Raw genomic sequence first — 15,693 nt, forward strand, 5'->3', positions numbered from 1 at the left:
ACTTATTATCAATATTTTGTATTTTTGCAATCTAAAAAAAATATTATGGGAAATAATAATAAAACAATCAGCAAAGAAGCTTTTGAAGCGCTGAAAAAACAATTAATAAAAACATCAGAAATAGACCTGAATATAAATAAAGGATATAATGCTTTAGCTGATTACATCAATGAAAAAGCTCGTGAAAATTACCCTGCTCCCACGAATGAAAATGGGAAAGTTATTCAGTACAAAGAACACATAAGTCCAGATACAATACGCCGTTATTGGGGTAAGAAGAGTTCAAACAAGATAAACAACCCCGAGGAACAGATGAAGCCGAATCTCGGCAAACTAACTCTCATGGCGCAAGCTTTGAAGTGCAAAGACATTTACGAGTTCTGCGAAAAGAATGGATATGAAACATCTGGTGATTTTGAATCAACACCTGATACAATTAAAAACGCATTTAATACGATAGACTATTTTAATTTCTCTTCATTACTTATAGGTGAAGTGATATTTATTGGTTGGTATGGAAGGAAATTTTGCAGATTGAAAAAAATTCAAGAAAAAGATTTTGAAGATGATTCTTTTGAAGTTATTGAATCCTATGGAACGAAAAGTTCAATTGGAAGAAAGTTTTCAACTTCCGGATTTGAATTGGCTCCAGTATCAGACAATACTAATTTTCCGGAAATTATAATCATACCCCGATATGAATACCAAACTGAATTATGGGAATATTATGACAACATAAAGAAATCAGGAAAATTCGATACAAAAACTTGTCCTCTTGAACTATTATTATAGCCCACACTACATACAGTAAAATAGTGAATGAAATGAATCTATTTTCCTTTATTATACTCTATACTTTATATAATATAACCACAAAAACAATTTATATAAAAATAGATTCATTTCATTCACTTTATTCACTATGTAAGAATTTTCTACTTTTAAATTATTCTTCATATTCGAGATATGCTCTTGCTTCTTTATACCGAGTATTAGAGGCAAGAGCAAAGTTCGATACAGGAGACGAAAACATCCTCATTTTTGGTATGGGGAAATAATAATTTCATGTCTATTTGGAAGCGAAAAGGACATGCAGAAAATCGTTTATTCTTGTGAGAAAACTGTTGCGTTTCGTGAGCTTCATATCGCCTTCTCCCAAAAGTAGCCACCTTGCATTTATAGACGGAAAGGCAATTAGTATCTTTTGCACAATCCAGACGGTAGGAAGTTCTTTTCTGAATAAAATGTTCATCAGTATAGTAAAAGACAATCCCGTTCTTTGACAAAAATCAGAAACGGAAGGAGATTCTTTTTCGGCAACCTGTCTGATTCTGGCTTGTATGCCACCATTCAGAACATCCCAAAAGGACAAAGACAAATTGATGTTCTTTATATGAACCGCTTCTTTGAATAACGGTGCAATCTCAAATGGCGAATGTTTGGATATTCCGCATCCTATCTCTGTAACTAAAAAAGTATATTCCGAATGTTGTTCTGCATACAGTAGAAAATCATCAATATGTTTTTTAAGATTCTCAATGTGTTTGGAAGGTAGCGCATAGGTCTGCCCCTGTATTCCCACAGCCTGTCCCATAATAGCACCGAATTTCATCGCTGTTGCTGCGGCATTTCCATTATGTACACCGTTTGAGTTTGAACCGAACACGAATATTTCATTTGTTTTCAGCTCCGTAATGTTATAAGGGGTAATTCTGTTATTCATAATTTTAAAATTTTGGGTATAAAAAATCCTCTCATTGCATAAGCAACAAGAGGATATTATTTTGAGTTGATATTAGTTCAACGAAATAAGATTGATGATTCTGTTTCCATTATCAGCAATACTGTTGATTACAACTTCATCTGATTCTGTGATAGTTCCTACAACATTGGCACCGTCCGAATATCTGAAACCGGTGAATGCGATATTAGAACTTTCAGAATTTGCCGAAAGACTTTGTATTTCATATTCCGAAACTTGAAATTGCGATTCCTGATAATCTTTCATTGCTGTTTTTGAGAACATGGTATTGTTTAGAATATACCATGCTTTGCTTGTACGAATATCTCCGATATTCACATACTTGTCCAGTTTAACACATTGCTCTCCGTCAAACTCCAAATTCCTATTTATTACGACTGTATTACGTACATAATTTGGCGTAAATGCCCAGTAGTTATTATCTTCCGGTATTGTACAGATTATTTTTTCTTCCAAATCATTGTTACCGATAGTTTCATATTTGATAATCGTATTGTCACGAACCGAATATAAATCACCACTAAAGATGAAAGTATAAGTATCTGTAATCGGATAGATTTTACCACCCGGACATTTGACACGACAATTAAATTGCTGCCCATTCCCTTTTCTGTATACTACGAACCCATCGCCAGTTACCGAAAAATTATCAAAGCTTATATCATCCGGCAACAAAGCCTCAATAGTCATTGTTTCAGGCGACAACTTTAACACCTGTTCACCTTTCAGATGACCTTTGTAATAGATATTACCTTGTTTGTCAGTGAAGATATTATCGTTCTTATCAGGTTTTGATAAGTTTTCTGGAAAACGATATAATTTTTCTGTATTTTTATTCAAAAGCATTGCGTATTCTGTTGCTGCGCCATGCGGCTCACTTGGGATAGCTATGTGTGTTGGGTCGTCACTATGTGAGTTATACCATTCTTGCTCTATTCTATTTGTATCATACCAATCAGGAAACATCAATAATACATTGTCTGATAATTTATTGATTTCATAGATATTCAAAACATTTGTTTTACCATCAGAACCTGTGATTATTAGCTTGGATTCATTCCCGTTTTGGTCAATCTTCCACACTCCACCAAAAGCTCCAGATTCTCCAGAACGAGTATTAGTACCTTCTTTCGTATAAATCATCTTTGCATCACGAACATTTACAGATGAAAGATGCTTGTAGATTTCATTACGGTCAAATTCTTGATAGTTCCCACTTTTTTCGCAACTTGACAGCATTGTTCCAAACAGGAACAAACTTAAAACAAAACAATAATTTTTCTTCATAATTACCAGTATTTATTCCATTCTCCCCGCCCACACAGAAGAAGTTTATAAAATGCGAAAGCGTGAGGGCTGCTAACTTATTTTACGGAATAGGCTCTGGTAAAACCCTTGAACTAAAACAAGCAACAGTCTCCCCACGCCATATATGGATATGACGCGAGAGATGCTAACTTATTCCCGTTCGTTAATAGTTTACCAGACTTTATTCCGGAGAATCAGTTAAACACTTTCGTGTACCTTAAATTTCTAATATGTCCGCCATGTTGCCATGACGATACAAAATTAGAAAAAATAAGGCACATCACAAAGTTACATCTCATAAAGAGACTGTTGCAGGTTACAAAATTAGATATTCTTATTCATTCAGCATTTCATCAATGGCGAATTCGTGAAGTTCATGCTCCAGCTCCATTTCTTTAAGCCGTTCTTCTTTCTTCCGAAAATAATCATCGCCCAAACCTTTTTCTTCGAGTGTCTTGTCGAATTTATCAAGTACTTCATCTGAAACACATTCTTCATCGTCATCATCGATTGACTCGTCCAATGCGGAAAGCATATCCTCTATTGTGTATTCCTGTTCTTGTGAAGAAGTATTTTCCGTTAATGAAAACTCTGTATCATCCTCACAATCAATATCCGGCCCTAACATATCTATAAGCTCATCGATTGTATAATCTTTGTCTTTAAAAGAATCTTTCGTATTTTCTTCTTTGACAATCGGCTCTTGAAAACCGGTTTCCTGTATGCTTTCTTTTTGAGCAGACATTTTAGTCTTTGGTGCTTTCTTTGAAGATTTCTTTTTAGTCTCTACGACTTCGGCAGTCACCGCTTGTTCTTCTTTTACTTTTTTCTTTCGTGTCATAACTTTATTTATTTTGACAATTAGTAATATTCCGAATAGTTGAATTTTCGGTTAATACATATATCCTCTTTTTTACCGGAATATAAAAGAAAAAGGTATTTTAACTATATTTTTAACCTGAATTAAGCTCTCGCACCGGTAATTTTGCATAAAGAAAGCCCGATTCTCCACTAAACAAGAGAATCGGACTGTATGCTTGACCTACCAAAATTAAGAGAAATACGGACATTAAAAGCTCAATAAACTCGCATTTCTGGCTCTGTTTTCAGACTCCAAATCGGCAAGATATATCTCAGTAGTGGTTATACTTGTATGACCTAACATAGGTGATATTATAGACACCGGAACACCCTCGTTTCTCAATACGGTAGCATAAGTATGGCGTGCAACGTATGTCGTTATCTTGCCTATATTTAATTTCTCACCGATAACCTTCATTCTGTCATTTATATGCTTGGTGAGATTCTTCTTTTTCTTCTCATGCTCCCAAGCATCATCACCAGCCTTCATAAAAGGAAATATATAAATGCTCTTTCTTGGATTGTTCCCCCACTTTTCAATAATAGACTGCATTTCAGGAGTTATCGGTGCATAAATCCGTTTTGTGTCACGAGTACGGTCCTTTGTCTTTTCACGAATAAACGAAATTTCTCCGTTTTGAATGTCAGAGAATTTTAGGTTTATCAAATCGGCAACGTTGATACCGTTGCAGAAATAGATGAATAGCCATAAGTCACGATAAAACTCTGTGAACTTGTTACCGTCCGAATAATTGGCGATAGCTTTGAGTTGTTTCTTGTTGAGTGCTTTTTTCTTGCCTACACCTTCCTTTATCTGGTATTTGCCTCTCCCGAAAGGATAATCAGCCTCTCTAATCACTCCGGCAGATTTGGCAATATTCATGATAGCACGAATATTTCTCATGTTGATAGCCAAAGTTGTCTGACTTACTGTTTTCAGGCAGAATTTCTCAAAATCACGCAGCCACTCAACTGTAATATCCCGAATTAGTACATTATTCCTTTTATACCGCTTAATCAATGATAGCGTACTTTGATAAAAAGTCTTGGAACCAAACTTGTTGTTTTCATCCAGTTCTTTTATCTTGGCTTCAAGCATTTCATTGATAGTACCGCCGATGTTTTTTCCAAGTCTTGTATTCAGACGGTCAAAAGAGAAAGTTCCGCGTTCGGCCAGATATTCCACATTCTTTAGAATACGGCTGAGTTCCTTACCGATTTCTTCCTGAATATCTCTGCACTCTTTGGACTTGCCTTCAAGCGCTTCTTCAAGTTCTTTTTTTGAAGTCAAGCAGATACCGACTGAATAATACTTTGGTTTGCCCTGATAATACACTTTGATTTTTACCGGATAAGTACCTTCTTTATTAATGGTGCGAGTGTCGAGTACAACCGACACAACAACGCCGTTTTTAATGATTTTAATCATGATGTTTGAATTACTTGTAAACGGAATTGTTTACCGGTAATATATCCCCCAATTTTTGGAATTATAAGTTAAACGGGGCTTTCAAAAGGCATTTACAGACATTTTTTAATAACGTTTGCAGTATTGTTTTGGAAATATTTTAAGGTAACATCGAATATATATATTCTGAAATTCAGTAGGATATTTTGTATTTCAAAACAAAATAATTACTTTTGCATAAACAACAAAGAGCATGAGAATAATAGCGAGAAGCAAAATAATCGAGTATTATACCGAGCATCCTGATGCGGAAACTGCACTCGAAGAGTGGTATCAGAAAGTGAAGAAAGCGGAATGGACTTGTTTTGCTGATATGAAGCAGATGTTTAACAGTGTGGATAATGTAGGCAATCAACACTATGTATTCAATATCAGAGGAAACAATTATCGGTTGATTGTAGTAATCAAGTTTACGATAAAAACAGTCTTGATTCGCTTTATCGGTACGCATGCCGAATATGATGTAATTGACGCTAAAAATATATAGACGTATGGCAAAGATTCAGAATGAAACAGCTTATAAGGCAGCAATGGAGAGAATAGAAGAACTTCTGCCATTGGTTGATGACAATACGCCTTTGAATGACAAGAATCTGATAGAATTGGATTTGTTGTCAGAACTTGTTGCGGATTATGAAGATGAACACTATCCGATAAAATCACCTTCTTTAGTGGATGTGATAAAACTTCGTATGTATGAAATGGGATTGAATCAGGTGAAACTTTCAGAACTTCTTGGAGTAAGTCCTTCACGTATCAGCGACTATCTTACGGGACGTTGCGAGCCTACCCTTAAAGTAGCTCGTGAAATGAGCCGGAAACTCAATATTGATGCGAATATAGTGTTAGGTATCTGATATGAAATTGGGTCTAAAAACGACCATTTGCACGAAAATTGCACAAATCACCGGAAAACAGAAGAAATAACGTGATTACGGAAGAAAAAGAAATATTATATTTGCCCTTGAAAAAGAGCCACTTAAGTAAGAGCGTGAAACGCAAAGAAATAGGAAGACATCGGTACAGCCCGGTTTCATAATCATGAGGTCCCCGGTTCAATCCCGGGTCCCGCTACCAAAAGAAAATTAGCGTTTAGGAGGCTTCCACTCTTGGGCGCTTTTTTATTGCACGACACGCTGCTCCCCTCATACATTCCACTCAGTTATCAACAAGGTTATTAACAGGTATCCACTAAAGTTATCAACAGGATAACAAAATAAGCTTCAATTGATTACAAGTTTACATTCATTCTATTAACCATTACTTCAAACAGGCTATCAACAAGGGAAAATGATAATGTTTCAACTATGTAAGTCTATTTACTGAAATGAGGTAAATACAGGAAGTCTGAACAAACAATCTTATCGAAAGGTTCAACCACCTACTTTTTTTATCAAAGCACATATACTTATTAAAATAGCAAATATCCCCGCTAAACCTTATAGGAGAAAATTGGGGAGTAAAAGTTCTGACACTACTCCATAAGATTAAAAATCAAGTAATTATAAGCATTAGTTACATTCCTGCAAAAGGCTTGTTTTAACAGTACGTTAAAACAAGCCTTTTGATAATAAAGAAGAAGTCTTTTGTGCACAAAAGACTTCTTCTCTGCAAATAGAAAAAAAACGTTCTGAAAAAGGCATTAACAATGTTAATAGAAAAGGGCTACGCTCCTATCTATTTTCAGATCCCGGCAAGCCGTATGCTCCAATCGAGATTCACAGAAACGTAACCTTTTGGGGCTTGAGAAGTTATTTTAAGTTCAAATTACTCCTTACCGATGTGATTGCTGCATTAACTGGTGTAACGGACTTTTGAGTGCAATAATCAAACTCTGCAGATTTGTCGCCGGTAAATGATTTCCATTTTAGTTTTAATTTGACTGTTTTACCATTTGTATCCGGCAGACCATCCAGTTTAAAAGCGACCAGACCATCTCCCATCGTACCATATGTGTCTCCGTACGCATGATGACGGAATTCTACCTCATAAGGATTCTCCGGATTCTGGCTTAACAATAAATTTACGAAATGGGCTTTATGATAGTCTCCCCACGTTGTTCTGAAACGTAGAGTCAAATAACCATCTTCTGCAATAGTCACCCAATCATTCACAATTTCGACTGGATCCGTGCCATATACAACATCATTTTCCGTCCCCAGATCAGGTGCAATCGATTTGGTCAGAATACTATCTATCCAGTTCACCTGTATGGCCTTATCATATTTTCCACCTGATTCATCCAATTCATCATAATTCACCAATGCCCTTACTTCTTTCTCGCCAAAAGGAGAAGAGGTCATATTAGTAGGCAACAATGTCGTGCTATCATTCAACTGTAAAAAGCATGAACCATCAGTCGCGTTTTTCACTGTTACAAGAGCATTAGGAAATCCTCCTACATAATAGTACTTATCATTGTCATCCAGACAAGACTGTAAACCGGCAGAACAAACAACCGCCATCGCAATTATAACTCCTTTATTCAAGAATGAACAGACTTTCATAATAGATTTCATTTTCATTAGACATTCAAAATAGGTTCTCTCTATTTATAGAAATAAAACAATTCCGAAAAGCCTGCATCCAAGAATGTTAATTAAAAATAATATCAACGGCAAAGAGTACTTTCAGGTCCCAAATATGATCTTTTGAGACCGCCCATATCAATTACTATTTTTTGATGACAAGTTCATCACTTACATCATTAAGATAAGTATTCCTATGGGTAAGCCAAAGTTTCTCATAAAAACAGTTTCTTCAAAAAACATCCCCTATATTCATAAAACGAAACATATCACACATCTCGTTTTATGAATACAGGGGATCAATGAAAGTTATCGAATAATTAATAACCGGATTGCCCAAAGGCCCAATCACAGTATCCTTTGGGTAAAGAGCGGGATTTGCCACCAAAAGTCACAGAGAACGGTTGTTTTAAGTTACAATGCAGATTCACGATTTGTTTTTCGTCTGCCTTTACTGTCAGTGTATTACCTTTTCCGGATACACGACAATTATATCCAACCACCTCACCATTTGGACGTTCTATCACAAAAGCATTAGTCAGTACCGTCTCACCAATACACTTAAACAGTTCGTGCACATCATTATCCTGAGTATTGACTGTCTGCCAATCGCTGATCATGTTTACATATTGTTCGCCAATAACAAACTTACGGGTATCATATAATTTGGGATGCGGATTGCCAAAACTAAGATCTGAAAAGTTCAATTTTGTATCAGCACTGCATGCCTGCTCTACTTCAAGGTGTGGATCAACAACAAAAGCCCAACGCAACTGTCCAGTCTTATAATCAATCAAATTAGCAAAAGCCCCCATTGCATTAAATGTCTGTTCCAACCATTTTTCGTCACCTGTCAACAAATAGGCATAATAGGTAGCATATGCACGCCATCCGCTCCAACCATGTGGCGAATTAAACATATTCGGTAACATTTGCACATCGTATTGCGCTTCCCAATAACGCATAGTACCTTGCCGGCGACGTCCATCAGGAACACGAAGCTGAGTCAGACAATCGTGACTATTAAGAATCTTCAGCATTGCATCAGTATAATATTTACGTGTTTCAGCATCTTTTTCAAGAACCCCCATCATACCGATCTGCAAAGCCGAACAAGAAATCATTCCATCCTCAAATGTCAACTCTCCCTCTGTCTGGAAATCACCTTGTGATGCAACCAATTGGTCGATTGCCTTTTTGGCAGATAAAAAATGACGTTCGGCACAATCTTTCCAAAACGGATCTTGCTCACCCTGTTTACGTTCAAGAACGGCAAGTTCTAAAACACTTTTAGCAATATAAATAACACTGGTATAGACTGTTCCGTGATTATAATAGGCTCCGTCATCACGCTGAGAAGTCCGAATCATCCAGTCAGCCAATTTCGATGCTTTCTTCAGATCCTCCAAATTTCCCTGTGCCTCATACTTATCTGCCAACATCCCAATTGTAGTGGAAGTATTTTGAATACGAGTTTTAAAATACAATGGCTCCACTTTTTCCGGATCATGCAATTTATTGTAGAGCTGATCAAAATAATCACTCAATTGTTTATCCAATGTTTTATCCGGAAAATAACGGGCGGCCAGAAAGGCCGAATAGAACCCATACCAACTTTCGGCATGTGATGTGGGTTTCTGATGATAACGGGCTACATTCTCACGTGCCTTTTTCATCACCCACTGCCAAGGATGATGCACCGTCCATACCGCTTCGGCAACCTTATTGCCCGAACGGACGGAAAGAGTATAAAGTCCTGCATCTTCCAGTTTAACCTTTCCTATCCAACGTTTACCCTCCGCTTTAGTCAGCACAACAGGTAACTCTGCCCCCGCATCATTAGTTACTTTTACCTCTGGAGTATCCGCTGTAAACATGAATGACGCTTCCTCATGCGCAGCATAAGAGGTCTGACGAATATCAATCAAAGGAATATCTGCAGCTTGTGTTATAGCATATTCCAAATTATCCAGCTTCCCCACATTGATGAACAGGAAGGTCCACTCTTTACTTTCGCCTTGTTTCAACTCATACAAATCTTGCGGATGACGAGACGGTAAAGGTAAAGCATTCAACAAGTCAAGATTTAGCGATTCAATGCGATGCCCCATGAACCAAAACGGTGCCGGATCCTGATATCCCAAATTATAGTCCACACTCCAAGATGCTACAGGCTGTTGTGACACAAGTCCCAATGTATGTCCGGAAGGAGTCTGCAGATACCCGTAAAAATGAGTCTTTTCATTTCTCATCAAAGTTGGAAAATATTTACCGAACCAATCCGGATATTTATCCATATATGTATCGATACCTAACTTAAGCCCTGCCTTCTGAGGTTGAAAAGGAACTGATGACTCGTTAGTCAACTTTACCTTCAATGCAGGTTGCCCATGAACTTTTGTATAGGAAATGCAGCAAAGCACCCCGTCTATTTCGCTGCGATAGGAAGCATATCCATCCGGAATCCAAAGCGCACGTATCTCTTTTCCCTCGCGTTTAGCATAGAAAGAGGGGCCGGCATGATCGCCCTTACGGAAAAAAGGTACTGTATCATTTCGTTGTTTATTTTTAAATATTAGTTGTTCCGCACATCCGGTTTCAGAAATTCTCCATTCCCAACCAGGGTGTTTCAAAACAATTTGTGCCGGAGTCATTGGACTGAAAATCAACATTCCGGATAATAAAACGGCTAAACGTATTCCTTTAAAAAGCATAATCTGTTTTTTCTATTCTAATTGTGAAAAAACGGATCCCGGCAATTTAAAGAATCATAAGATGCCCCATGACAAATTGCGGAATCCGTTTTGAATAAATTTATAATAATCTCTTAATAAGCATTAGTACCCCTCATTCTGAATAACCTGTCCACTACTTTCGGTAATGACACTCTGCGGCAACGGCATCAGGTTCATATACTCTTTTGCAGTAGTAGATCCCTTATACTTGATAGCATAATCAATATACAATCCATAACGAATCAGATCACTACGACGGCAGCCCTCACCCCATAATTCATGCCCACGTTCTTTAAGAACAGCTCCAAGAAAATCGTCCAGTGAGGTAAAATCACTCAACTGATAAGCAGTCAATCCTGCACGTGTATGTACATCATTCAGACGGTCCACAGCTTCCTGAGTAACCGCATTATTACTACGTGCCAATGCCTCAGCCATCAGAGTCAATACATCGGCATAACGGTAAACAACAACATCTACTTCACTGCTTTCACTGGTTTGTGTCGGATCTTCTCCATACTTGATGGGCAATGCACCTTTATCCAGATACTCGCCCGGATTAGTTTCATTGTATGTCACCCCATCTGTTCCTACATATTCACTACAAATAACTTCCAGACGCTTGTCCTTAGGATCGAAACTGTGGTAAAACTGCCATGGCATACGATAGCCATTCCATTTTTGGATATTGGGATTAGTTGTAGGATAATTACTTGGCAACACATGTGCATGCCACATTTGCTCATTTACCCCTCTGGTTTCAATACATGAAAAGATCATTTCATCATTGCCTTCATTATCTAAAGTAAAGATGTCCTTATAATTAGCAACCAACGAATACCCACATTTCATAACTTCTCTTCCACATTCCACAGCTTTGCCCCATTCTTTTTCATGCATATAAAGTTTCATCAACACTGTATATGCCAGTCCTTTGGTAAATCGTCCGAAGTTCTCATCAGACTTGCTATATTTAGCAGGAAGTACTTCAGCTGCCGCTTTCAAATCATCTTCAATCAGCTTCACTGTTTCCTCTTTTGAAGAACGAGGTACAATGACCTTCTGGGTAGGATTCTGTAAAACTTCTAATGAAGGAATCTGAATAGGGCCATACAAGTCGTAAAGAATATATGCTAACCAGCCACGTCCACAACGTGTTTCGGCAACTAAACGTGTTTTTTCCTCTTCTTTCATATCAATACCAGAAATACGGTCTAATGTCAATGTCATCTTTCCGATATGATTCGCCCACGTACCATAAAAAGAAGTAGGGATATCAGAGGTAGCAGTGAAATTCAACTGTAATACAGCCGGCCACCATGAATCTCCCCATTTACAGTCCAATAGGTCGGTAGACATATCTGTATTGGAGGCCAGACCACCTTTAGCGCATTGAAATAATCCGCCATATCCATCTGCACGGAACGGACCATAAGCTGCTGCAATAACCAGTGCATCTGCATCATCTGCATTAGTTGGAAATATAGTTGTATTAATAGAGTCGTATGATTCGGATTCCAGATTAATGCAAGAATCCAATAAACCAATCACTGCGATAAACAGGGAAAATATATAAATTATCTTTTTCATATCATTCTTTATTTTTTATTGCTTAGAAAGTAATATCCAGACCAATACTAAAACTGCGCACATTAGGATATGCCCAATAAGAATCATCCGTTTCCACATCCAAACCATCATACGGAGTAATAGTAAACAAGTTGTTTACATCAGCGTAGATACGTACATTGGAAATCAGCTTCTTTGCCGATTTAACAGGCAATGTATATCCCAATGTAATATTACGGCAGCGAATAAACCAGCTCTTTTCCAGAAAATAGTCTCCATATCCATAATTACTCATATATTGAAAATAACCCGGCATCTTACCCGATGTATTATCATGTGACCACACATCTTTAGCCGAAGTCGGCATGTTATAGCCACGATATAAGTTATTCACTCCAGTCATTGTACCTGAACCAACAATCCAATAATCTTTATAAGAACCACTCTTTAATAAATCCAGCTGCCCATAGAAGTAAACATTCAGATCGAAATTCTTATAACGGAAAGTATTATTCAATCCCAACAAATACCCCGGATCACTGCAACCTTTAAATACAGCATCCGCATAATCGATCTTTCCATCCGGCTTTCCAGTCCTCAATGGAATGCCATGTTTATCGGTTTTATAAGTTCCGTCTGCATTGTATGCATATCCATCAATATCTTTTAATTTCACCTGTCCCGGTAGGGCTCCCGGCATCCAGGATACTTCCTCTCCCGGCTGAATCAACCCGTCAGACAGATACATATAGTATCCCCTCAACGGAGCATTATACATATCGTATGGGTTCGGGCTCCAGCTCTCGTCACGTTCTTTCCATTTATCACGATAGAATGAGAAGGTGAAATCGGTATTCCAGCTAAAATCTTTTGTATCAAAGTTCTTTGTATTGACTGTCAGTTCAAATCCTTGGCTTTGTGTTTTACCAATATTGGCCGCAATTGAACCTACTTCATTATATGAAAGCACACTGCGGGAACTAAGCAAATCAGAAACTACCTTATGAAAGTATTCTGCCGTTACATTAAAACGGTTGTTTAAGAAGCCCAGATCCAATCCTACATTCCACTCGGTCGTCGTCTCCCATTTTAAATCCGGATTACCGATCTGACTGACATAAACTCCTGTATATTCTTTATTACCGAAAACTTTATTATATCCAGTACCATAATAAGTGACTGATTTATCTCCAATATTCGAGTTACCTGTTTGTCCGTAACTTAACCTTAACTTACCGTTAGATAGCACTTTATCCAAATTCAAAGACCGGGCAAAATTTTCCTCCGTAAATCTCCAACCCAAAGCGACAGAAGGGAAATATCCCCAGCGGTTATTTTTTGCAAAGTTAGAGGCACCATCAGCACGAAGAGTGGCAGTCAGCAAATAACGATCTTTATAGGTATAATTTACACGACCGAAGAAAGAAGCCATTTCGCTTTTAGAAGCGGAAGAACCAACCCATGGTTTCTCATAAGTACCTGCACCCAGATTATTAAACAGAAAAGCATCCGTCAAAAACCCCTGGTTACCGGCATTCAGATATTTGCTGGTGAAACGCTGGAAAGAATACCCGACCAAAGCATTCAAATTATGGTTACCAAAACGCTTTGCATAATTGGCTGTCAGTTCCAGCAAATAATCAGATCTGTCATATTGCCCGATATCTGCACGTCCATCTGCCTTTTCTCCATAAAGAGTTGTTTTGGGCATATAGACTTCACGACGCTGGTAGTTGCGGTCAATGCCGAAGCTCGCTTTTAATGTGAGTTCATTAATAGGTTTAATTTCAACAAACGGAGTAGCCAACAAACGTTCTTTAGTCGTTTGGTCACTAATCTCAAGTAATGAAACAGGGTTTGGAATATAAGCAGCTTGTTGATTCAAACTGTAATCACCATTTTCATCTTTGACCGAAAGTAGAGGACTAAACTGAGCTGCCGACACTAAAATACTGGCATATTCATTTTGCCCCGCTCCCAACGGAACATTGTCCAATGTATTACGGCTCACAGTCAGGTTGATACCGACTTTTGCATATTTACTAAGTTTCTGATCCAAATTAACACGTCCGGTATAACGCGACATACCATTATTCTTCACAATACCCTTCTGATTAAAAAAGTTACCCGAAATCAGATATTTGGTATATTCTGTACCTCCATTGATAGAAATATTATGCTGTGTCTGAAAACCGGTACGCGTAATGTGATCAAACCAATCCGTATCGTTCACCGGATTCGCAATCTCCGCATCCGAATATTTTGGACTATATGCACTGGCGACATCCGATTCACTCTTACCGCCATAAATACCAACTTTATTGTCATACATCCATTTTTCCTTGAACCAGCGGTTAGACTGAATCATAAAATCCTGTGCATCCAACATTTCATATTGGGTAGCCATGGTCTGTACAGTAGCCGATCCTGAATAGGTAACTTTGGGTTTCCCCTCTTTTCCCCGTTTAGTCGTAATAATGATAACACCACTGCCTGCGCGCGCACCATAGATGGCAGTAGAACTGGCATCTTTCAATACTTCAATTGATTCTATATCATTGGGATTAATAGAGGCCAAGATATTATCAGTTGTACCATTATCGCTGTTATAACCGACACTGACATTTCCCGCATTACTTACAGGAAATCCATCCACAATAATTAACGGATTATTACCTGCACCGGTCGAAGCAGCTCCACGAATACGAAATGTTGTACCCCCACCCGGCTGGGCACTAACTGTGTTTACTTGCAATCCAGCAGCCTTACCAGCCAATGCATGACTTACCGTAGAGATTGTACTTAAGGGAGTATCATCCATCTTCACTGATGCTACAGCTCCGGTCAGGTCCTTTTTCTTCATAGTACCATAACCTACGACAACAACTTCATCTAAAGTTTTAGTATCTTCCTTCAGCGAGATAGTTAATTGATTCCGGTTTTTTACAGCTATATCCTGCTGTACATATCCAATATATGTAACCTGTAATACTGCGTTATCCGGCACTTCTAACTCAAAATCTCCATTGAGATTGGTAATTACTCCTGTTGTCGTACCTTTTACTAATACATTTGCTCCGATAATCGCCTCGCCACTGGCATCTTTTACAACTCCTTTCACTTTCTTTACTTTTGAAGCAGGCTTTTGCTCCACCGGCACAATAACGATGTAGTTGCCGTTTTTTTTGTATGTATAACCCGTATCTTTCAGGATGGTTGCCAATATCTCCAGGACTTCAGTTTCTTTCTGGTTTAACGAAACCTTACGAGAGACGTTCAGGTGTGAATCATTATAAGCGATTTTATACTTCGAAGATGCTTCGATCTTCTCAAACGCTTGTTTCAATGATACTGTTCCATCCCGAAACGTAACTTTCTGGGCATGTACTTGCAGAGAACCCGCCAACATCAAACCAAGGCAAAAGGTTGCCACTCGGATTGATCGATTTTTGTTCATAATAT

At 38.0% G+C, this 15,693-nt stretch carries 11 protein-coding genes and 1 pseudogene; 3 read left to right on the forward strand and 9 right to left on the reverse strand.

Annotated features, from left to right (window positions below; all coding sequences use genetic code 11):
• The first annotated feature begins 45 nt into the window (after positions 1–45).
• The gene (locus ISX59_RS06080) at positions 46–792 is read left to right on the forward strand and encodes a hypothetical protein (RefSeq protein ID WP_220575736.1); all 747 of its coding nucleotides are present in this window, start codon (positions 46–48) and stop codon (positions 790–792) included.
• 277 nt (positions 793–1,069) lie between these two features.
• Here the strand turns inward: ISX59_RS06080 and ISX59_RS06085 are convergent, their stop codons facing one another.
• From ISX59_RS06085 to ISX59_RS06100, 4 genes are all read right to left on the reverse strand, one after another.
• Positions 1,070–1,723, reverse strand: a complete 654-nt coding sequence (locus ISX59_RS06085; protein WP_220575737.1) for a hypothetical protein — start codon at positions 1,721–1,723, stop codon at positions 1,070–1,072.
• Positions 1,724–1,795: 72 nt separating this feature from the next.
• Positions 1,796–3,049: a hypothetical protein gene (locus tag ISX59_RS06090; RefSeq protein ID WP_220575738.1), complete on the reverse strand. Its 1,254-nt coding sequence runs from the start codon at positions 3,047–3,049 to the stop codon at positions 1,796–1,798.
• Positions 3,050–3,404: 355 nt separating this feature from the next.
• Positions 3,405–3,911, reverse strand: coding sequence for a hypothetical protein (locus ISX59_RS06095; protein ID WP_220575739.1), 507 nt, complete (start codon positions 3,909–3,911; stop codon positions 3,405–3,407).
• Positions 3,912–4,139: 228 nt separating this feature from the next.
• The gene (locus tag ISX59_RS06100) at positions 4,140–5,360 is read right to left on the reverse strand and encodes a site-specific integrase (protein WP_220575740.1); all 1,221 of its coding nucleotides are present in this window, start codon (positions 5,358–5,360) and stop codon (positions 4,140–4,142) included.
• Positions 5,361–5,592: 232 nt separating this feature from the next.
• Here ISX59_RS06100 and ISX59_RS06105 point away from each other — a divergent pair, with 232 nt between their 5' ends.
• Together ISX59_RS06105 and ISX59_RS06110 are read left to right on the forward strand one after the other, a co-directional pair.
• Positions 5,593–5,886, forward strand: coding sequence for a type II toxin-antitoxin system HigB family toxin (locus tag ISX59_RS06105; RefSeq protein WP_220575741.1), 294 nt, complete (start codon positions 5,593–5,595; stop codon positions 5,884–5,886).
• Between the two features lie 4 nt (positions 5,887–5,890).
• The gene (locus ISX59_RS06110) at positions 5,891–6,256 is read left to right on the forward strand and encodes a type II toxin-antitoxin system HigA family antitoxin (RefSeq protein ID WP_220575742.1); all 366 of its coding nucleotides are present in this window, start codon (positions 5,891–5,893) and stop codon (positions 6,254–6,256) included.
• A gap of 894 nt (positions 6,257–7,150) precedes the next feature.
• Here the strand turns inward: ISX59_RS06110 and ISX59_RS06115 are convergent.
• From ISX59_RS06115 to ISX59_RS06135, 5 genes and pseudogenes are all read right to left on the reverse strand, one after another.
• Positions 7,151–7,906, reverse strand: coding sequence for a NigD-like protein (locus ISX59_RS06115; protein ID WP_005810665.1), 756 nt, complete (start codon positions 7,904–7,906; stop codon positions 7,151–7,153).
• 104 nt (positions 7,907–8,010) lie between these two features.
• Positions 8,011–8,091, reverse strand: a pseudogene (locus tag ISX59_RS21365) (hypothetical protein); the annotation flags it as partial.
• A 156-nt stretch (positions 8,092–8,247) separates the two neighbouring features.
• Entirely contained in the window at positions 8,248–10,641 is a 2,394-nt protein-coding gene (locus ISX59_RS06125) for a hypothetical protein (RefSeq protein WP_032540287.1), read from the reverse strand.
• Positions 10,642–10,764: 123 nt separating this feature from the next.
• Positions 10,765–12,252 (reverse strand): RagB/SusD family nutrient uptake outer membrane protein, encoded by a 1,488-nt coding sequence (locus tag ISX59_RS06130; RefSeq protein ID WP_032531734.1) that lies wholly within the window; start codon positions 12,250–12,252, stop codon positions 10,765–10,767.
• 22 nt (positions 12,253–12,274) lie between these two features.
• Positions 12,275–15,688, reverse strand: a complete 3,414-nt coding sequence (locus ISX59_RS06135; RefSeq protein ID WP_032540288.1) for a TonB-dependent receptor — start codon at positions 15,686–15,688, stop codon at positions 12,275–12,277.
• Positions 15,689–15,693: the final 5 nt, after the last annotated feature.

Source organism: Bacteroides sp. FSHCM14E1, assembly GCF_019633785.1.
Classification (GTDB): domain Bacteria; phylum Bacteroidota; class Bacteroidia; order Bacteroidales; family Bacteroidaceae; genus Bacteroides; species Bacteroides hominis.